The organism is Klebsiella sp. MISC125 (assembly GCF_051131775.1).
Lineage (GTDB): Bacteria > Pseudomonadota > Gammaproteobacteria > Enterobacterales > Enterobacteriaceae > Klebsiella.
This window is the reverse complement of the sequence record NZ_CP180448.1, coordinates 4058655-4078346: the sequence shown is the minus strand read 5'-3', so window position 1 is coordinate 4078346 and position 19692 is coordinate 4058655. Positions and strand designations below refer to the sequence as shown.

Below are 19692 nucleotides of genomic sequence, written 5' to 3'. Positions count from 1 at the left end.
AGCTTGGCTAATCAGAACGTAAGAATAGCGGAGCGCTGCGGTGGCAAAAAAAATTCTGTTGGTTGAAGATGATGACGATATTGCCGCGCTGCTGCGCCTCAATCTGCAGGATGAGGGGTATCAGATTGTCCACGAGGCGGACGGGGCGCAGGCGCTACAGCGGCTGGAGAAAGAGAGCTGGGATGCGGTGATTCTCGACCTGATGCTGCCCAACGTTGATGGTCTGGAAATCTGTCGGCGCATTCGCCTGCAAACTCGTTACCTGCCGGTGATTATTATCAGCGCTCGCGCCAGCGAAACCCAGCGCGTGCAGGGGCTGGAAATGGGTGCGGATGATTACCTTGCTAAACCCTTTTCAATTCTCGAACTAACCGCCAGAGTGAAAGCGGTGTTTCGCCGCCAGGAGGCGATGGGCCAGAATCTGTTGATGGATGCCGGGCGCATCGTCAGCCATGGTCTGAGCATCGACCCCTTGTCCCGCGAAGTGAAGCTGCGCGGCGAGGCGATCGATCTCACGCCGCGAGAGTTTGACCTGCTGTACTACTTTGCCCGCCACCCGGGCGAGGTCTTTTCCCGCCTGGCGCTGCTTGACCAGGTATGGGGCTACCAGCATGACGGCTATGAGCATACGGTCAATACCCATATCAACCGCCTGCGTACCAAAATTGAGCGCGACCCGGCTGAACCTGACATCATCCTGACCGTCTGGGGAAAAGGCTATAAGTTCGCCGTGGAGCGCAAAGAGGCGCTGTCATGATCCACCGTCTCAGCCTCAGCCAGCGCCTGGCGTTGGTTTTTACCTCGCTGCTGCTGCTCTGCGCCATCGCCGTGTGCCTGATCCAGCTTTACAGCAGCGCGCAATATGGTAATGCGATGGTGCAGCGCCTCTCTGCCGGACTGGCGCAGCAAATTGCCGCCCGCGAACCGCTACTGGACTCCCAGGGGCAGGTTGACCGCCAGATGCTGAAACCACTTTTCGACCGGCTGATGACCTTTAACCCAAGCGTCGAGCTGTATCTGGTTTCACCCGACGGCGAGCTGCTGGCCGACGCTGCGCCGCCGGGTCATATCAAGCGCCAGCGTATTGGTCTGGCCCCGGTACAAACTTTTCTCTCCGGCGGCACGTGGCCGATTTATGGCGACGACCCGCGCAGTATCGACCAGCAAAAAGTGTTTAGCGTCGCGCCGCTAAGGCAGGACGGCCAGCTGCGCGGCTATCTGTATATCATTTTACAGGGTGAAACCTTTAATGAACTGGCGGCGAGCGCCTGGCAGAAAACCTTGTGGAGCCTGTTATTGTGGACCCTGTTGCTGGTGGCTGCCCTTGGCCTGCTGGCGGGCGGCCTTGCCTGGTATTGGGTAACGCGCCCGGTGCGCCAGCTTACCGCGTTGGTGGCGACGGATGAAAAAGACAGCATTCGCGCGATTAAAGCGCTGGCGGCGCAAACGCCGGAAGCGAATCCGGGCAATGAAGTCGCCGTGCTATACAACCGTTTTATCGAGCTGGCCCGCCAGATTGCCGGGCAGTGGGATCGCCTGGCTGATAGCGATCGCCAGCGTCGCGAATTCGTCGCCAATATCTCTCACGACCTGCGCACGCCGCTGACCTCGTTGCTGGGCTATCTGGAAACATTGACCCTTAAGGCCGATCGACTCACGGTGGAGGAGAACAAACAGTATCTGAACATCGCGCTACGTCAGGGGAATAAAGTTCGCCATCTTTCTCAGCAGCTGTTTGAGTTGGCCCGCCTGGAGCACGGGGGGATTAAGCCGCAGCCGGAGAAGTTTGCGCTGGCTGAGCTGGTGCAGGACGTGGCGCAAAAGTTCGATTTGACGATCGCCACGCGAAAAATTGCTTTGCAGCTGGAGCTGTCGGAGGGTTTGCCGCCGGTTGTCGCGGACCTGTCGATGATCGAAAGGGTGCTGACTAATCTACTCGATAACGCCCTGCGGCACACCCCGGAAGGCGGCGTGATTCGCCTGACGGCGCATCGTTCAGGGCCGGAGTTTATCGTTGAGGTCGCGGATAGCGGGCCGGGAGTGGCTGGTGAGCTACGGGCAACGTTGTTTGAACGGCCTTCGGTACTTGAGCCGGGCGCACAAAGCGCATTGCGGGGAGGGTTAGGGTTGATGATTGTGCGCAGGATGCTACAGCTACACGGCGGCGATATACGCCTTCTGGAAGTATCGGCAGGGGCCTGTTTCCAGTTCACCCTGCCGGTTTAAGGTTCTTGGTTTGTTGACCGGCTCTGTCCAGGTCGTGTGGTTGCACATTATCATCCCGGGGGCGGCGCTTGATGCGCCTTGCCCGGGCTACAGGTTCACAGTCGCCTGCGGGCTGGGTAGCCCGGACAGGCGCACCGCGCCGCCTCCGGGAAGGATTACTCCGGGAACCACTGGTTGCTGATTTTCTGGTAGGTCCCGTCGGCTTTAATCGCCTTCAGTGCGTTATTCAGTTTTTCCAGCAGCGCTTTGTTGTCCGGGCGTACCGCAATGCCGAGGCCGGTGCCAAAGTATTGCGGGTCGGTCACTTTCGGCGTCGCTACGCCCAGCTGTGGGTTGGTTTTCAGCCACTCGTTGACCACGGCAGTATCACCAAACACGCCATCGATACGGCCATTTTTCAGGTCGATAAATGCATTCTGGTAGCTATCATAGGCCACGGTTTTCACTTCAGGATGTTTATCCTGCAGGTATTTCTGATGCGTAGTGCCATTTTCCATGCCAATGCGCTTGCCTTTCAGATCGTCGAAAGAGTGGAAGGCATCTTTCTTCGAAATAACCAGCGCGGAGTTGGCGTAGTACGGGTCAGTAAACGCCACCTGCTTGCTGCGCTCCGGTGTGATGTCCATACCGGAAATCACCGCATCATATTTCTTGAATTTGAGCGCCGGGATCAGGCTGTCAAAAGCGTGGTTGGTAAAGGTACACTCGGCCTGCATCTGTTTGCATAGCGCGTTTGCCAGGTCGATGTCGAAACCGGCGATCTGGTTGTTGGCGTCCATCGATTCAAACGGTGGGTAAGTCGCTGAAACGCCAAAGCTGATTTTTTCTGCGGCGGCGGCGCCAAAGGCGAAAGAGGTAAGCAGTGCAGCCAGAACTAACTTTTTCATCGTCAAACTCCCGTCGGTCAATCTTATGATGTTGTGCCGTATTTGCGGCTGGGTCTAACAATGCCATTTAATGAATTTATATGCAATAAAAATGGATATTTATTTTTATATGAATAAAAAAAGACGGACAAGTCATTGGGCTTGTCCGTCCTCGGTTTGCTAATTATGCATTTCGCTGGAGCGGTTAGTTGCGTCGCTCAAATGCCAATGCTTTATGTTCAACCACCCGCATCAGCAGCGTCAGCAGGCCGTTGACGATGAGATAGACAATCCCGGCAGCGCCGAACACCATCACGTCATAGGTGCGTCCATAGAGCAGCTGGCTATGGCCCATCACTTCCATCAGCGTGATGGTGTAGGCCAGAGAGGTACTCTTGAACACCAGCACCACTTCGTTGGAGTAAGAGGAGAGGGCGCGCTTAAAAGCGTACGGCAGCAGAATCGCCAGGGTATCCTTTTTGCTCATCCCCAGCGCGCCGCAGGATTGCCACTGACCGTCAGGAATAGCGCGAATAGCACCATAAAACAGCTGCGTGGTATAAGCGGCGCTATTCAGCGAAAGGGCAATCAGCGCGCAGAGCCATGGCTCGGAAATCAGGTGCCAGATTGCCGGATATTCCTGCAGCGACGGGAACTGGCCCGGGCCGTAGTAAATCAGGAAGATCTGCACCAGCAGCGGCGTGCCGGTAAATAGCGTGATGTAGCCGCGAACAATCCATACCAACACCGGCGTTTTGAGCGTCAGGACGATGGTAAAAATCAGCGACAAAATCAGCGCCACCGCGATGGATGCCGCAGTCAGCGTCAGGCTGGTGTGCAGTCCTTTCAACAGTTCGGGTAAATAATCAAGCATCAGCCTGGACTCCTTTCGAAGCGCGTCGCACGCTGGTCAATACGTTTGAGGATGTACTGACTTAACAGGGTGATGACCAGATAGATTGCCGCCGCGATGATGTACCAGTTAAACGGCTCCTGAGTACGGGTGGCGATACTTTTGGTTTGCAGCATCAGGTCGTTGACGCTGATCAGGCTCACCAGCGCGGTATCCTTCAGCAGCACCAGCCACTGGTTACCGAGACCCGGCAGCGCGTGCCGCCACATCTGCGGCATCACCAGGCGAAAGAAAATGGCGGCTTTCGATAATCCCAGCGCCTGGCCGGATTCCCACTGTCCCTGAGGGACTGCTTTTAGCGCCCCGCGCAGGGTCTGCGACGCATAGGCGGCGTAGAGCAGAGAGAGGGCAATGGCCCCGCAGAGGAACGGGCTGACGTCGAAGTTTTCAATTTCCATCTGCACAGGGATCTGCGCAAAGCCGAGATTGATCGTAAAGCCGTCAGAAAGAATGAGCAGCAGCTGCGAGGAGCCAAAATAGATAAACAGAACCACCAGAATTTCCGGTAGTCCGCGCAAAAGGGTGACAATGCCGGTTGCGAGCCAGGCGACGGGACGCAGCTTCACCGACTCGAGGACGGCAAACAGCATCGCCAGCACCAGACCGATGATCAGGGCGCAAACGGCAAGGCCGACGGTCATCCCGGCGGCGCTTGCTAATGGAAAAAATTCGTTCATTCAGCGTTACTTCTGGAACCATTTGTTATAGATAGACTGGTAAGTCCCATCGCTCTTCACTTTTTCCAGCGCAGCGTTGAATTTCTGCTGCAGCTCGGTATTGCCCTGGCGCAGCGCAATGCCGAGACCGGTGCCGAAGTAGTCTTTGTCGGTGACTTTGTCGCCCACTGCTCCCAGCTTCGGATTGCTCTTCAGCCATTCGGTGACGACAGCGGTATCGCCGAAGACGGCGTCAATGCGACCGTTTTGCAGATCCAGCTTCGCGTTCTGGTAGCTGTCGTAAGGGACGGTGGTGATTTCCGGGTGCTTATCGGTGATGAATTTCTGGTGAGTCGTGCCGTTCTGGACGCCGACTTTTTTGCCTTTAAGCTGATCGATACTGGTGAATTTACCCTGCTGACCGACGAACAGCGCTGAGTTCTCGTAATATGGCGTGGTGAACAACACCTGTTTTTCACGCTCAGGGGTGATGTCCATCCCGGCCATTACCGCATCGAAACGGCGGAACTTGAGGCTTGGGATCAGGCTATCGAAAGCCTGGTTGGTAAAGGTGCAGGTGGCATCAATCTCTTTACACAGCGCGTTGGCCAAATCGACATCGAATCCGACGATTTTGTTATTAGCATCAATCGCTTCAAACGGAGGATAGGAAGCCTCGGTGGCGAAACGAATGGTCTGGGCTGCGGTGGCGGAGAGGCTCATGCCCGCAAGAAGAGCGGCAATCAGTACTTTTTTCATCGTCATTTCCCCGAAAACATCAATGTGAAAGATAGTTTTTAAACGCGTCGGTTTGCGGATGCGTAAAGCAGTCAGCATCCCCTTGTTCGACGATATAGCCATTTTCCATGTACACCACGCGGCTCGCGGTTTTACGCGCCACTTCCACCTCGTGGGTGACGATAACCTGCGTGATGCCGGTTTCAGCCAGTTCGCGAATAATGCTGACGATCTGAGCGGTGATTTCTGGATCGAGCGCCGCCGTTGGTTCATCAAACAGCAGAATCTGCGGTTCCATCATCAGCGCGCGGGCTATGGCGACACGCTGCTGCTGGCCGCCGGAAAGATGCAGTGGATAGCGATCGCTGTAGGGTTTCAGGCGCAGACGTTCGAGCAGCTTTTCGGCGCGGGCCAAAGCCTGATCCTTGCTTAAGCCGAGTACACGGCAGGGGGCTTCAATCAGGTTTTGCTGCACGGTCAGATGCGGCCACAGATTGTACTGTTGGAAAACCATACCGACGTTCTGGCGCAGCTCACGAATGGCTTTGTCAGAAGGCGCTTTGGTAAAGTCAAAATGATTCCCGGCAATGTGCAGGGTACCGGAACGCGGCATCTCCAGCAGATTGAGTACGCGAAGCAGCGAGCTTTTACCGGCACCACTAGGGCCGAGCAGCACCAGCGTTTCCCCCTGCGGGCAATCCAGCGTGATGTCGAACAGCGCCTGGTGTGCGCCGTAGAAGCAGTTAATGCCGTTTAGTTTAATACTCATCTGGGCAGTCTGATACAAATAGCAATTGAGGCCGCAAATAGTACCTTTGGCAGAATAGTTATGCAATATTTATGCGTTAAAAGTTAAATGTAAACCACGTTTACATTTAAAGGTAGCACAAAATATGGCTTCGTGAAGGCGAGGGGAGTAAATGTCGGTATTACTGGAAGGAATACCGACATTTTACCGGGGTTATTAATCTGGCAGAGTCAGTTCAACGCCCAACTCAGCGTTTTTCGAGACTCTGACGCAGGCTACCTGCTGGCGCGTGGGAGTTATTGCCGAGGTAACGGACGTCGTCAACGGCCCAGCACTGGCCTTCCTGAATCATCAGTACTTCGTCTTTCCAGCTTTGCGTCCCCTGTTTCAGCTCAACGCGCAGCGGAATATTACGTGCATCGCGATTAGGGATCGTGGAGGCGCTGGCGACATCGGCGCTGTCGGCAGGCGTTGTGCTGCTGGAGAACAGGTTAGACTGCAGCAGGGAATTGTTTGACGGGTCCTGACGCGCGTCGTTCAGCAATTTTGCCAGATCGTCGCTCAGATACGGACGCAGCGCCGTCAGATCGCTGTTGCGATTCTGCACCTGGTAATCATAAAACTTCTGCGCCACGTCATCCGGACCGCCTTCGACGCAAGGGCCGCTGCGGGTGCCGTTATCTTTGTAGGCAGGCGTGACGGTGGTACAGGCGCTGAGCGCCAGCGCGCAGGGGAGGACTAATGCAAGAACTTTGTAGCGCATGATGATTTCCTTATAAGCTCACTACGTTAGAATATCTTTTCAAGCATAGTGTATCAGATAGGGATTGTGCTTGACCCTTAGAGCTAACGCATTGAACGCTAAAGAAGGAGTTTCATCATGCAATTCTCAACTACCCCGACCCTGGAAGGTCAGCCCATTATTGAATACTGCGGCGTCGTCACGGGGGAAGCGATTCTCGGTGCCAACGTATTCCGCGATTTTTTCGCCAGCATTCGCGATATCGTCGGCGGTCGTTCTGGTGCATATGAGAAAGAGTTGCGTAAGGCGCGGGAAATCGCTTTCGAAGAGATGAGCGAGCAGGCGAAATCACTGGGTGCGGATGCGATAGTCGGTATCGATATTGATTACGAAACCGTCGGTAAAGACAGCAGCATGCTGATGGTGAGCGTCAGCGGCACCGCGGTGAAGACCCGGCGATGAGAATTTGCCGGGCTGGCGTCCTGCTCGCGCTGCTGTTGGCGGGCTGCGCCTCGGAAAAAGGGATTATCGATCGCGACGGCTATCAGCTGGATACGCGCCACCCGGCGCAGGCGGCTTATCCGCGCATCAAGGTGCTGGTGATTCACTACACCGCCGATGATTTTGACGTTTCGCTGGCGACGCTAACGGATAATCAGGTGAGTTCCCACTACCTGATCCCAGAGAAACCGCCGCGGCATAACGGCAAGCCGCGGATCTGGCAACTGGTGCCGGAAGAAGATCTGGCCTGGCATGCGGGCATTAGTTTCTGGCGTGGGAGTACGCGCATTAACGATACTTCGATTGGTATTGAGCTGGAGAATCGCGGCTGGCAAAAAACGGCAGGGGTAAAAAGCTTCACGCCGTTTAATCCGGCGCAGATTGACGCCCTGATCCCGTTGGCGAAAGATATTATCGCCCGCTACCACATTGCGCCGCAGAACGTTGTTGCCCATGCAGACATTGCCCCGCAGCGTAAAGACGATCCGGGGCCGCTTTTCCCGTGGCACAGGCTGGCGGAGCAGGGGATAGGCGCATGGCCGGATGCGCAGCGGGTGGCGTTTTATCTGCAAGGCCGCCCGTCATACGAACCAGTGGATACGGCAGAGCTGCTGGACGTGCTGTCGCGCTACGGCTATCAGGTGACGCCGGAAATGACCCCAGCGCAGCAGAAGCGGGTGATTATGGCATTCCAGATGCACTTCCGCCCCGCGCGCTGGGATGGCGTTGCCGATGCCCAAACGCTGGCGATTGCTGAAGCGCTGCTGGAAAAGTACGGGCGGGGTTAGAGGTGCAGTTTACCGTGGTCTTTTAGCCATGCGGCGGTACGGATGATGCCTCCATCCATTGTCACCACCGGCTGGTAGCCTAGCTCCTGCTGGGCGCGGGTGATGTCGAGAGTGAAATCAAAGTTCAGCTTAGAGACGCCGTAGTGGGTGAATGCGGGCTCTTTAGCTGACTTATTGCCAAAGTGCTCCATGCTGCGGGCGATGATATCCAGCATTGGATAAGGGACCGAACGGATGCGGCACTTAATCCCCAGCTCATTAATAAGCTTCTGCACAATGCTGTGCAGGGTTTGCGGTTCGCCGTTGGTGATGTTGTAGGCGCGAGCCGAAGGCAGACGGTCGCACTGCGGTTGGCTGGCGAGCCACATCGCGTGCACTGCGTTTTCATAATAGGTCATGTCCACCAGCGCGCTGCCGCCGCGCGGCAACAGAACGCTGCCGTAGTGCTGCATCATCTGCGCCAGGCGCGGTATAAACACCTTATCATGCGGGCCAAACAGGCTCTGCGGGCGCAAAATCGTAAAACGGGTATTCGGGTTAGCCTGGGCCAGCAAATTGATCACCTCTTCGCTTGCCGCTTTACTGCGGGCAAACTCGTTGGCGAACCGGTTTGGGCGAAAATCTTCCTGAATATCGCGATGATGGTGATAATCAAAATAGAGCGATGGCGAAGAGATATGTACGAAGTTGCGTACACCCCAGGCGACCGCCCATTCACCGAGGCGACGGGTGGCGCGAACGTTGGCTAAATCGAAGGCCTGCTGGGTGCCCCACGGCGAGGTAAAGCTGGAGCAGTGCCACAGGGTATCGATACCGGCGAGCATCACTTTGGCCTGCGAGGAGACCAGCTCGGTTAAGTCTGCGGGAACGAACTCGGCGCCCATTTTGCACAGAAGCTTGCCCATCGCTTCGTTACGTCCGGTCGCTCTGACGCTGATGCCCTTGTTACGCAGATATTCCACCGCGTTGCGGCCTAATCCGCTGGTCGCACCGGTAACCAGTACCTTCATATCGATCCACTGTCCCACAAAAGAATTTCGTGCGCATTTTTCCGTGATTCTGACTGCGATGCAATGGGAATCATGAAAGAATTCGCTACATATATACCCGTCATACTTCAAGTTGCATGTGTGTTGGCCGCGTTCGTTCACCCCAGTCACTTACCAGTGTAAGCTCCTGGGGATTCGCTCACTTGCCGCCTTCCTGCAACTCGAATTATTTAGGGTATAGCCGATTGCGAGCAAAGAATTGCCGGGGGCGGGCCTACGCGATCCGCGTATGACATCAAGCCCGTAGCCAGCCAGGGCAACCGGCCCGCAGACAGTTGTGAACCGTAGGCCGTGCAAGGCGCTAGCCGCCGCCCGGCAAAAATGCGGGCACGTTAGTTAAAACGGGCTTGTCATCAACCCGGGGTGTCGGTGATTTGCTCCGCCAGCCGGGCGATGCGCCGCGCCATGCCGCGAAAAATAAACAGATGCGCTGGGATCATCAGCAGCCAATAGAACAGGCCTGGCATACCGTGCGGATGCCACCAGGCGCGAACGTCCAGCTCGCGATGATCGCCTTTATCGCGCAGGGTAAAACTCAGGCGACCAAGGCCGGGGGCTTTCATGCCAAATAACAGCGTGAGCTGCTTTTCCGGCTCGACGATAATCACTTTCCAGCTGTCCACCGCGTCGCCGGTCTGCAGATATTCTTTTTCCGGGCGGCCTTTTGCCAGCCGATGGCCGACTAGTAAATCCATCGCGCCGCGAGTTTTCCACAGGACGTTACCGAAGAAGTAGCCCTCTTTGCCGCCAATTTGGTTGACCACCTTCCACAGCGCGTCCAGGCTGGCAGGCGTGTTAACGGTACAGCCCGCCTGTTTCGGGAAGTAACCGTACTCCGGCCGCCAGCGGGCGAAGGCCTGCGCATCGTAGCCCCAGTCGCTGGAGTTCACCAGTTGCTCCTCTTCTTTCAGCGTGCGGCGCACTGCCTCATCGAAGGAGATGAGCGGTTGGGGAATGAGCGCCCGCAGAGAGTGGTCGTCGGCGATCAGATCATGCTTCAGACCCTGGATCAGCGCTTTGGCGATGGTGGGCGGCACCGAAGTAATGACGTTGAGAAACCACACCGAAATCCAGCTGGTTGGGAAGGGGATGGGGATCAGCAGACGGTGCTTGCCGCTAACCGCCATAAAACGGGTGAACTGCTGCTGATAGCTTAAAACCTCCGGCCCGGCGGCTTCAAAAACACGATGCTCGTGGGCGGGATGATTAAGCAACTGCACCAGATAGTAGAGCAAATTTTCCAGCGCAATCGGGGTTGTGCGCGAGCGCACCCAGCGCGGCGGCGTCAGTACCGGCAGGTTGTAAACCATATCGCGCATCACTTCGAAGGCGGCGGAACCCGCCCCGACGATAATGCCCGCCCTGACTTCAGTCACCGGAACGCTCGATTCGCGTAGCAGGTCGGCGGTGACCTGGCGGGCGCGCAGATGGTCGGATTGCTCTTGTTCCGCAACCTGAAGCGAACTCAGGAAAATCACTTCGCGGACCGGGACCTGGCGTAGGGCGTTGCGCACGTTCAGCGCAACCTGACGCTCATGACGGATAAAGTCGCCACCTTCACCCATTCCGTGAACCAGGTAGTAGACGGTATCGGCCTGCGCCAGCAGAGCGGGGAGCGCGTCTGGTTGGTTTAAATCGAGCTGATGACACTCGACGCCGGGGAGGTTCTGTTTTTTGAGCCTGTCGATATGGCGTGCCGCCGCCAGCACCGGAAAACCTTGCTCGCTGAGCCTTTTAACCAAATGCTGGCCGATATAACCGCTGGCGCCAAGCACCAGAATTCGTTGCGACACGCCGGACTCCTTAACGATTCAGAAACGCCTGCCAGTGGTTCACCACCTCGGCAAGCTGCTGACGATTCACGTCAATATGCGTCACCAGACGCACGGCCGTTGAGGCGTTGATCAACACGCCGTGCTCGCGCAAATATTCACCCAGCGCGGCATGCTCTTCGCCGACGCGGATAAACAGCATGTTGGTATCATGGCGCATAACGTCAGCGCCGATAGCGCGCAGCTGCTCCGCCATCCATGCGGCGTTGTCGTGATCTTCTTTTAAACGCTCGACGTTATTCTGCAAGGCATACAGACCCGCCGCCGCCAGAATCCCCGCCTGGCGCATCCCGCCGCCGACCATTTTTCGCCAGCGGATAGCGCGGTGAATGTACTCCTGGCTCCCCACCAGCAGCGAGCCTATCGGCGCACCGAGGCCTTTTGACAGGCAGATAGTGAATGAATCGCAGTACTGCGTGATATCGCGCAGCTCGCAGCCGTAATCCACTACGGCGTTGAAAATACGCGCACCGTCAACGTGCAGCCCCAGGCCGCGTTCACGGGTGAATTCCCATGCTTCTTTAAGATATTCACGCGGCAGCACTTTGCCATTATGGGTGTTTTCAAGGGTGAGCAGGCGAGTGGGGGCGAAATGGATATCGTCTGGCTTAATCTTCGCGGCGACTTTATCCAGCGGCAGGGAGCCATCTGCAGCGGCGTCAATTGGTTGCGGTTGGATGCTGCCGAGCACCGCTGCGCCGCCGGCTTCGTAGAGATAGTTATGTGCGCCCTGGCCGACGATATACTCTTCGCCGCGCTGGCAGTGGCTGAGTAAGCCCACGAGGTTGGCCTGGGTGCCGGTCGGCAGGAAGATAGCCGCTTCTTTGCCCGCCAGTTCTGCGGCGTAGCGCTGAAGTTCATTTACCGTCGGGTCATCGCCATAAACATCGTCCCCGACCGGGGCGGCCATCATCGCTTCCAGCATGGCGCGGCCCGGGCGGGTGACGGTATCACTGCGTAAATCAATCATATAAATTCCTTCTCAAGAGTTGTCTTCAATTTGTACCGGAAGTTCCAGGCTTACGCCACTCTGGAGAAGGAAAAGTCCGTTTAATCGATATTCTCCCCCAGCCCGGCATTAATCAACGCCTGCAAATTGACCATTTCCGCTGCTTTTCCGGCGGGCAGGCGCAGGATTATCTCATCCCCGCGGCTGACGCCGAGGCCGAGAAGCTTCATTAAACTGCCCGCATTGACGAAGCGCTCCGGATGCCGCGTATGGGCAATCTCCACCGGGAAATCCAGTGCCTTAACGGTTTTGACTAACTGCGCCGCAGGCCGGGCATGCAGGCCGCCAGGGTTGCGAATGCGAATATGTGCTTGTAGATAATTCACGATATCACTCCTCGGTCAGGCGCATTTTTGTGCCAGTCGCTGTAAATTCTCCAGGCTGATGGCCAGGCTATCGAGCGGGTTGCCAGGGCAGATATCCTGTTCAACGGCGTAATATTCAACGCCGTAGCGCTCACCCCATTGCAGGATGGGCAGGAAATCAATACTTCCACGGCCAATTTCGGCTAACGACTCCGGGTAGCCGAGTGCCGGGTCGGCATAGATATCCTTCAGATGCAGGATGGGGATGCGGTATGGATATTTTTCGATACAGCTAAGCGGATCGAACCCGGCATATTTGACCCAGTAGGTGTCAATCTCCGGATACAGACAGCGATTATTTTCCGGCGCCATCAGATAGTCGTGGGCGACGAGCCCATCCACCTGCGACTGAAACTCAAACTCGTGATTGTGGTATCCAACGCGCCAGCCGAGCTTCGCGAGCTTATCGGCGACGCCCAGCAGCTGTGATTTAATCTCCCTGTAGCCCGATTCATTTTGTCGCTCCGGTTCGAGATAATGACAAAACATGGTCTTTGTGCCGAACAGCAACCCTTCGTAAACGACCGCATCCAGGTCATTGACCATTCTCTGCGGGCTGATATGCATTCCCGCGACCTTCAGATTGGTTTCGCGCAAGGCATCTTTGACTTCCTCCGCGCTGTGCCCGCGCAGGCCATCTATTTGCACCGCTTTCCAGCCCATTTTTTTAACTTCACGTAATGTCCCGGCGAAGTCCTCAGTGAGCGCGTGACGCAAGGTATAGAGCTGTACGGCAAATTTTCCGTTGTTCATGCTTTGTCTCCTGTTTCCAGCCAGTTAAGTTCCTCTGTCGTTAGCGTTAACGCCGCCGCGCGCAGGCAATCTGCTAATTCAGCGGGGGTTTCAGGGCCGATGATTGCCGCACAGGGGAAGGGGCGGGCCAGCACCCAGGCCAGGGCGATATTGATGGCGTTGACGTTTTTACGCTGTGCCAGCTGTTGAGCGCGGCTCAATCGTTGCCAGTTGTCATCGAAGCAAAAAGCGTCGACCATCTCTTGTTCCTGCGGTAGCTGGTTTGGACCGTACAGCCCGGAAAAAAAGCCTCCGGCTTGCGATGACCAGGCAATCAGCGGGAGCTGCGTTTGCTGATGCCACTGCTGCATCTGTGGGTCGGCGCTAATACATCCAGGCCAGCGGGGGACCCGGCTTTGCGCAAGGCTTAACTGCGGACTGTTAAAGCTCAATGGCGTAAGTCCGTGGCGCGCAATAAAATTCTGCGCCTCGGTGATCCTCGCCTGAGACCAGTTTGACACGCCAATAGCGCGGATCCTGCCCTTAAGGACATGTTCATGCAGGCAGGACATTAACGATGAAACGTCGACGCCGGGATCGTCACGATGCAGCGCATACAGGTCGATATAGTCCGTTTGCAGTTGTTCAAGACTGGTGAAAATGTCTTCATCGATGGCGGGTGGATAAATGCGTGAGCGCTCGGGCTCCTCGCGCGTGGGGTGACCGCCTTTGGTGGCTATCCGCACCTGCTCGCGTAGGCCGCGTTGTGCAATCCAGTCGCCTAATACCGTCTCGCTGGCGCGGTAGTGGCGTGCGACATCAAACGTGTTACCGCCAGCGGCGAAGAAGGCGTCCAGCAGGGCAAAGGCTTCCTCCCGGCGATCCTTACATAAGCAGTTCGCCGAGCCCAGCACCAGTTGGCTACAGGAGAAGGTGAACGGTTTGCCATCGCGCCAGCCGCGCAGCGCTATCTGTTTCATCGTATCGCCTCCTGAGTGATGTTGGCGCGAGGAATAACCCTGTCCGTCCAGAAGGTTGTTTGCGGTAAATCACGCAGCAGGCTGGCGGGGAAATGTGGGCCAACCGGCGTGTTGATAAACCGTTCAGCAATGTCAGTTTTGTGATCACCGGTGATCATCAGCAAAATCTGTCGCGCCGTGCGCAGTTGCTGAATGCCCAGAGTGATGCCCTGCGTGACCGGCTGCGGACGGTTGAAATATTTCGGGGCGATGGTGCGGGTGACCTCATCCAGCGGTTCGATATGGCTGTTTTGCTCGCCATTGACGCCCGGTTCGTTGAAACCGATATGACCATTCATGCCCACCCCGAGCACAACCAGATCCAGGCCACCATGGGCGGCGATGACCGCGTCGATTCTTCGGCATTCATTTTGCAAATCCGCCGCTTGACCGTCAAAGAACACAATCTGTTCGTTCCTTAACGCCAGAGGCTGAAATAACTCATCGCTCAGCGTTTGCAGGCAGCTGCCGACGTCCTCGCGGCCAAGGCCGATCCACTCATCAAGGCTGACAAAGCGGCAGCGGCTAAAATCCGCCAGGCCAGCCTGCTGTGCGGCGACGCAGGCGCGAAACACGGGCAGCGTGGTTTCTCCCCCCGCCAGACATAACAGGCTATCGGGCCGCTCCTGTAGCTGTGCCGCAATGCGTAAGCTGATGGCTTGCGCCAGTTGAACCGCCGTGTCTTGGTGATAAATATGCATTCTCAGGTCCTTATTTCTCAATCAAAAATCCAGGTCCAGGCTGTCGAAGGCTGCCTGACGGCTATCCTGCTGCTGCGTTTTCTGCAGCAGGCTGCGTTCGTAAAGCCGAAAGAAGGGGTAGTAGACGAGGGTAGCGATGCCGAGGATAGCAAATCCCAGAATAACCGCGCGCCAGTCCATGGTTGAGAGGTACTGCGCCAGCGGAATGGGCGTTGCGCCGACGTTGGTGACCGGCGGGCGAACCCAACCCCAATGGAAGATGTACCAGCTCATGACGCCAATCGTCGGCGTACCCAGCACAAAGGGGATAAAGAACCACGGGTTCCAGGCGACGGGCAGGCCGAAAACCACGGGTTCGGAGATAGTAAAAATAGCCGGGACCACGGCGGCTTTACCGACGGCGCGTAGCTCCTGCGAACGGCTGCGCAACGATAAAATGACCAATGCGCCAGTGATGCCTGAGCCGGAAAAACCGAGGAAATAATCCCAGAAATTCGGCGCAAACACGTGTGGGATCGGCGCGCCCGCGGCGAATGCAGCCGCATTTTCCGCCAGGTACTGGGTCATAAAGGGCAGAACCACGCCGACAATAATGGCGTAGCCGTTCAGGCCGATAAACCAGAAAATCATCTCCAGAAACGAGATCAGAAAGACGGCCTGCGGGGTATCGATGCTGTTGAAGGCCGGGGCCAGCAGGCTCATCAGCACCTGCGGCAGGATCAACCCTCCGGACAGATTAGCGACCACCCCATGCACTACGGTGGCGGCGATCAGCGAAACCAGCAGTGGGATAATCGATTCAAATGTTTGTGCGATACCTGCGGGCAGGCCGTTGATGCGAATGGTGATGCGCTTGCGAATAAATAGCGCCATTAGCTCAACGGTGCCGAGTGAGGCGATCAGCGCGACGAATAGTCCTCGTGAATCGAGGTAATCCGTCACCATTTTGCCATCGACGATGCTCACGTTCAGCATCAGGGTCGCCATCATCGAACCGGTGATCGCGGGCAGAATCGGGACCTGCATTTGCTGGGCGTGATGCCAGGCTACCGAGGCGGCACAATAAATAGACAGCAGGCCAAAGGTAAACTGAAAAGGGAGGCTAATCAGGTCGTTGTAATGGTTGAACCACAGGCGGACGGCACTATCCTGAGGGAACATGCCGCCAATTCCCATCAGCATCAGCGAGATGGAGCCGACCATTAATACCGCCATCAGCGCGATCATGCCATTTTTGATGGAGGAGATATGCCGCTGGCGTTCTATCCGGGCCGCTATCGGCGTTAACCAGTGCTCCAGCCAGGTGATAAAGGTGTTTGCCCGGCTCATGCGTTTATCTCCTGACCCAGGCGCAGCAGAATGGCGGTTTTCAGAATATTGCCGCCGTTTACAGTGCCGTAATCCCGGACGTCGATAACCCCAATCGGCCGCTGGTGTTCACGGCAAATCGCTTCCAGTTCCGCCAGGCGGTGTTTGATTTGCGGCCCCAGCAGCACGACGTCAAACTCGCTGATTTTCTCGACCAGTAATCCGGCCGGATGGGCCTCAATATTGATCTTAATGGCGCGTAACTTTTCGCTATCGGCGGCGATCGCGCGCATTTTACTCACCATGACGCCGGTAGACGCGCCCAGGTTACAAACCAGCAGAATATTAAGATGCGTTAACGTTGAAAGATTCATCGCGGGCTCCGTTTAGGTGCTGATAGATTTCGATAAATTCCTGGAAAAGGGTGTGTGCCAGCAGGGCATTCATGAGCGAATCCTGTGCGTGGGCGAGTAGAGTGGAATAGCTTGCGCAGGCACCTTCGCTTTCGGCGACCAGTAAACGCGTATGCGAATTGTGGCCTTCATTCAGGCTTGCGTTGGCCTCCTGCATCAAGCGGGTGGCTTCAGAAAACTGCTGTGCCTTGCTGCACGCCAGCGCCTGATGCATTTTGCTAAGCGCATCACCGGCGCAGGCAATAATCTGGAAACTGATCTCTTCGGTATCAATGATCGAGGTATTCACGGTGCCTCCTGTATTGCGGTATTTGTTCAAACATTCAAACATCCGAATGTTTGAACAAGATAGAGAATCGGGTATACTGGCGTCCATAGGATTGATCACATTTTCATCAAAAAGTGGGTGTTAATTCAGCATGCGATGAGTGTGGATCTCTGGCATAACGAAATTCGATAATTAAGACGTGTGGGCGGGAGAGGAACGTGGACGAACTGGAAAGTGCTAACCCATTGTATGTTCAAATAGCTCTGGATCTGAAAGGACGGATAGAACGCGGGGAGTTTAGAGTGGGCGACATGCTGCCCAGCGAAGGTGAGCTGGTGGGGCAGTATAGCGGTGGGCGGGCGACGCTGCGGGCGGCCGTAGAGATGCTGGCGGAAAGAGGGTATGTGGTAAAAAAACAGGGGGTCGGGACGCGCGTCACCTGTCCGCCGATTGAAGCCCGACGCCATCAGCCGCTGAGCTTTTCGGAGAATATGGCCCAGCATAGCCTGAAAGCCAGTACCTCTATCCTCACGTTTACGCAGCAGCTGGCGAATGCCGAACAGCAACGAAAGCTGCATCTTTCGGCCAGTGATTTTGTGATATTTATGGTGCGTCTGCGCTTTACGAATAGTCTTCCTGCGCTCTATGAAGAGACCTGCCTGCCGTTGGCGCTGTTTCCAGATTTACAGCGTGAGGAAGTGGAAACCACGGGGCTGTATAACGTGCTGGGCGAACGATTTTACTTGCTGAGCATCGCGGCGCAGGAGAGCTATTTCCCCTGCTTACCGGAGGCGGATATGGCGAAGAAGCTGGATATCCCTTCCGGCCAGCCCTGCATGCGCGTTGAGCGTCTGGCATCCCGGCGCAAAGATAACGTTCCGTTTGAATTTACGCGAGGATGGGCCAATAGCGAGCGCTACCCGCTGACGTTTCGTTTCGTCAGTGGATAAACGCCCGCAACCGCGAGTTAACGCAGCCAGTTGGTTTTCGCCAGATCGAGTACTTCGTCGCCGCGTCCGCTGATAATCGCCCGAAGCATATACAGGCTGAAACCTTTGGCCTGCTCCAGCTTGATTTGCGGCGGGATCGCCAGCTCTTCTTTGGCGACGACCACATCCACCAGCACCGGGCCGTCGGTGCTGAAGGCGGTTTGCAGCGCTTCGTCAACGTCCGCCGCGTTTTCTACGCGAATGCCTTTGATACCGCAGGCTTCGGCGATGCGGGCAAAGTTGGTGTCGTGTAGCTCGGTACCGTCGGTGAGATAGCCTCCGGCTTTCATCTCCATGGCCACGAAGCCGAGAATGCTGTTATTGAAGATGATAATTTTCACCGGCAGCTTCATCTGCGCCAGCGAGAGAAAATCCCCCATCAGCATACTAAAGCCGCCGTCGCCGCACATCGCGACCACCTGACGTTCCGGAGCCGTGGCTTTCGCACCGATGGCCTGCGGCATGGCGTTGGCCATTGATCCATGGTTGAACGATCCCAGCAGGCGGCGTTTTCCGTTCATCTTCAGATAGCGCGCGGCCCAGACGGTTGGCGTACCGACATCGCAGGTAAAAATGGCGTCGTCGTCGGCAAAGTGGCTAATCTGTTGCGCCAGGTACTGCGGGTGGATGGTTTTCTCGCTGGGTTTCGCCAGATCATCAAGCCCTTTACGTGCATCGCGATAGTGTTCCAGCGCCTTATCGAGGAACTTGCGGTCGGTTTTCTCTTCCAGATGCGGTAGTAGCGACCTGAGGGTGGATTTAATATCGCCGACCAGCGCCATATCGACTTTGCTATGCGCGCCAATGCTGCCCGGATTGATATCGATCTGAATGATTTTGGCGTCCGTCGGATAGAAGGCGCGGTAGGGGAACTGGGTGCCGAGCAGCACCAGAGTATCGGCGTTCATCATGGTGTGGAAACCGGAGGAGAAGCCGATCAGCCCGGTCATGCCGACATCGTAGGGGTTGTCGTATTCCACATGCTCTTTCCCGCGCAGGGCGTGGACGATGGGGGCTTTTAGCTTCGCGGCGAACTCCACCAGCTCTTTATGCGCGCCGGCGCAGCCGCTGCCGCACATCAGGGCGATATTGCTTGAGTAGCGCAGCAACTGGGCCAGTTTTTTGAGCTCTTCTTCCTGCGGGATCACTTCTGGCAGCGGCGCGTGATACCAGTGGCTACTGGCGCTTTCCGGCGCGGCTTTTAGCGCCACGTCGCCAGGCAGCACCACGACCGATACGCCGCGGTTAATTACCGCCTTGCGCATGGCGATAGCCAGCACCTGCGGGATTTGCTCCGGGGAGGAGACCAGCTCACAGTAGTGGCTGCATTCGCGGAATAACTCCTGTGGGTGGGTTTCCTGGAAATAACCGCTGCCGATTTCGCTGGATGGAATATGGGCGGCGATAGCCAGCACCGGTACGTGATTGCGATGGCAGTCGAAAAGACCGTTAATCAGGTGCAGGTTGCCCGGCCCGCAGGAACCGGCGCACACCGCCAGCTCGCCGGTCAGCTGCGCTTCCGCTCCGGCGGCGAAGGCGGCAACTTCTTCATGGCGCGTGGGCATCCAGTCAATGGTTCCCATCCGGTTCAGGCTGTCGCTTAAACCATTGAGAGAATCTCCGGTAACGCCCCAAATACGCTTAACGCCAGCCTGTTCAAGAGTTTTAGCAATATATGCCGCCACGGTCTGTTTCATGGTTCTCCATCTCCTTTTTGTGATAACGCTTACAAGCTTAGATGAATTTGGCCGTTACGCCCGCTGCTGCCCCTCAATTTCAGCTGGTTTCATTAGGCGAAAATTCCGATAATGTGTGTACACATAAAGTGG

At 56.3% G+C, this 19692-nt stretch carries 22 protein-coding genes; 5 read left to right on the top strand and 17 right to left on the bottom strand.

From position 1 onward, the window contains the following. The first annotated feature begins 40 nt into the window (after positions 1 to 40). Positions 41 to 757, top strand: a complete 717-nt coding sequence (locus ACMYSL_RS19240; protein ID WP_434659565.1) for a response regulator transcription factor — start codon at positions 41 to 43, stop codon at positions 755 to 757. Then, positions 754 to 2226, top strand: coding sequence for an ATP-binding protein (locus ACMYSL_RS19235; protein WP_434659563.1), 1473 nt, complete (start codon positions 754 to 756; stop codon positions 2224 to 2226). Before ACMYSL_RS19240 ends, ACMYSL_RS19235 begins: the two co-directional genes overlap by 4 nt. Positions 2227 to 2381: 155 nt before the next feature. Here the strand turns inward: ACMYSL_RS19235 and artJ are convergent, their stop codons facing one another. The 6 genes from artJ to ACMYSL_RS19205 form a co-directional block, all read right to left on the bottom strand. Continuing rightward, positions 2382 to 3113: an arginine ABC transporter substrate-binding protein ArtJ gene (gene artJ / locus ACMYSL_RS19230; protein WP_182237541.1), complete on the bottom strand. Its 732-nt coding sequence runs from the start codon at positions 3111 to 3113 to the stop codon at positions 2382 to 2384. A 184-nt stretch (positions 3114 to 3297) separates the two neighbouring features. Beyond that, the gene (gene artM, locus ACMYSL_RS19225; RefSeq protein ID WP_110275257.1) at positions 3298 to 3966 is read right to left on the bottom strand and encodes an arginine ABC transporter permease ArtM; all 669 of its coding nucleotides are present in this window, start codon (positions 3964 to 3966) and stop codon (positions 3298 to 3300) included. Next, entirely contained in the window at positions 3966 to 4682 is a 717-nt protein-coding gene (artQ, locus tag ACMYSL_RS19220; protein ID WP_110275255.1) for an arginine ABC transporter permease ArtQ, read from the bottom strand. The genes artM and artQ overlap by 1 nt, the downstream gene beginning before the upstream one ends. Before the next feature lie 6 nt (positions 4683 to 4688). Further along, complete coding sequence (artI, locus tag ACMYSL_RS19215) at positions 4689 to 5420, bottom strand: arginine ABC transporter substrate-binding protein ArtI (RefSeq protein ID WP_110275253.1); 732 nt, start codon at positions 5418 to 5420, stop codon at positions 4689 to 4691. Positions 5421 to 5439: 19 nt separating this feature from the next. Beyond that, positions 5440 to 6168 (bottom strand): arginine ABC transporter ATP-binding protein ArtP, encoded by a 729-nt coding sequence (artP, locus tag ACMYSL_RS19210; RefSeq protein WP_112214677.1) that lies wholly within the window; start codon positions 6166 to 6168, stop codon positions 5440 to 5442. 226 nt (positions 6169 to 6394) lie between these two features. Beyond that, positions 6395 to 6910, bottom strand: a complete 516-nt coding sequence (locus ACMYSL_RS19205; protein WP_304257526.1) for a lipoprotein — start codon at positions 6908 to 6910, stop codon at positions 6395 to 6397. A gap of 117 nt (positions 6911 to 7027) precedes the next feature. Between ACMYSL_RS19205 and ACMYSL_RS19200 the strand changes: the two genes are divergently transcribed. Together ACMYSL_RS19200 and ACMYSL_RS19195 are read left to right on the top strand one after the other, a co-directional pair. Continuing rightward, the gene (locus ACMYSL_RS19200) at positions 7028 to 7351 is read left to right on the top strand and encodes a heavy metal-binding domain-containing protein (protein ID WP_110275247.1); all 324 of its coding nucleotides are present in this window, start codon (positions 7028 to 7030) and stop codon (positions 7349 to 7351) included. Next, a complete protein-coding gene (locus ACMYSL_RS19195) occupies positions 7348 to 8178 on the top strand; it encodes an N-acetylmuramoyl-L-alanine amidase (protein WP_434659558.1) in 831 nt (276 codons plus the stop codon). The genes ACMYSL_RS19200 and ACMYSL_RS19195 overlap by 4 nt, the downstream gene beginning before the upstream one ends. Here the strand turns inward: ACMYSL_RS19195 and ACMYSL_RS19190 are convergent. The 10 genes from ACMYSL_RS19190 to ACMYSL_RS19145 all read right to left on the bottom strand — a co-directional run bounded on the left by ACMYSL_RS19190 (position 8175) and on the right by ACMYSL_RS19145 (position 16895). Next, positions 8175 to 9188: an NAD-dependent epimerase/dehydratase family protein gene (locus ACMYSL_RS19190; RefSeq protein WP_304257531.1), complete on the bottom strand. Its 1014-nt coding sequence runs from the start codon at positions 9186 to 9188 to the stop codon at positions 8175 to 8177. The two genes, ACMYSL_RS19195 and ACMYSL_RS19190, sit on opposite strands and share 4 nt — an antisense overlap. Positions 9189 to 9580: 392 nt before the next feature. Next, positions 9581 to 11020: a DUF2867 domain-containing protein gene (locus tag ACMYSL_RS19185; RefSeq protein ID WP_434659556.1), complete on the bottom strand. Its 1440-nt coding sequence runs from the start codon at positions 11018 to 11020 to the stop codon at positions 9581 to 9583. A 10-nt stretch (positions 11021 to 11030) separates the two neighbouring features. Continuing rightward, complete coding sequence (ltaE, locus tag ACMYSL_RS19180) at positions 11031 to 12029, bottom strand: low-specificity L-threonine aldolase (RefSeq protein ID WP_434659554.1); 999 nt, start codon at positions 12027 to 12029, stop codon at positions 11031 to 11033. Positions 12030 to 12109: 80 nt separating this feature from the next. Next, positions 12110 to 12394: an HPr family phosphocarrier protein gene (locus ACMYSL_RS19175; protein WP_434659552.1), complete on the bottom strand. Its 285-nt coding sequence runs from the start codon at positions 12392 to 12394 to the stop codon at positions 12110 to 12112. A gap of 15 nt (positions 12395 to 12409) precedes the next feature. After that, positions 12410 to 13186, bottom strand: coding sequence for a sugar phosphate isomerase/epimerase family protein (locus ACMYSL_RS19170; RefSeq protein WP_434659550.1), 777 nt, complete (start codon positions 13184 to 13186; stop codon positions 12410 to 12412). Beyond that, positions 13183 to 14145, bottom strand: coding sequence for an aldo/keto reductase (locus ACMYSL_RS19165; protein ID WP_434659548.1), 963 nt, complete (start codon positions 14143 to 14145; stop codon positions 13183 to 13185). The genes ACMYSL_RS19170 and ACMYSL_RS19165 overlap by 4 nt, the downstream gene beginning before the upstream one ends. After that, positions 14142 to 14885 (bottom strand): glucosamine-6-phosphate deaminase, encoded by a 744-nt coding sequence (locus ACMYSL_RS19160; protein WP_434659546.1) that lies wholly within the window; start codon positions 14883 to 14885, stop codon positions 14142 to 14144. The genes ACMYSL_RS19165 and ACMYSL_RS19160 overlap by 4 nt, the downstream gene beginning before the upstream one ends. Positions 14886 to 14906: 21 nt before the next feature. Then, positions 14907 to 16214: a PTS sugar transporter subunit IIC gene (locus tag ACMYSL_RS19155; RefSeq protein ID WP_434659544.1), complete on the bottom strand. Its 1308-nt coding sequence runs from the start codon at positions 16212 to 16214 to the stop codon at positions 14907 to 14909. Continuing rightward, a complete protein-coding gene (locus ACMYSL_RS19150; protein WP_182237557.1) occupies positions 16211 to 16567 on the bottom strand; it encodes a PTS sugar transporter subunit IIB in 357 nt (118 codons plus the stop codon). The genes ACMYSL_RS19155 and ACMYSL_RS19150 overlap by 4 nt, the downstream gene beginning before the upstream one ends. Next, on the bottom strand, positions 16539 to 16895 hold the full coding sequence (locus tag ACMYSL_RS19145) for a PTS lactose/cellobiose transporter subunit IIA (protein ID WP_434659542.1): 357 nt from the start codon (positions 16893 to 16895) through the stop codon (positions 16539 to 16541). Before ACMYSL_RS19145 ends, ACMYSL_RS19150 begins: the two co-directional genes overlap by 29 nt. Before the next feature lie 197 nt (positions 16896 to 17092). Here ACMYSL_RS19145 and ACMYSL_RS19140 point away from each other — a divergent pair, with 197 nt between their 5' ends. Then, positions 17093 to 17824: a GntR family transcriptional regulator gene (locus ACMYSL_RS19140; protein ID WP_304257556.1), complete on the top strand. Its 732-nt coding sequence runs from the start codon at positions 17093 to 17095 to the stop codon at positions 17822 to 17824. Positions 17825 to 17841: 17 nt separating this feature from the next. Here ACMYSL_RS19140 and poxB read toward each other — a convergent pair whose 3' ends face one another. Further along, a complete protein-coding gene (poxB, locus tag ACMYSL_RS19135; RefSeq protein WP_434659539.1) occupies positions 17842 to 19560 on the bottom strand; it encodes a ubiquinone-dependent pyruvate dehydrogenase in 1719 nt (572 codons plus the stop codon). Positions 19561 to 19692 lie beyond the last annotated feature (132 nt).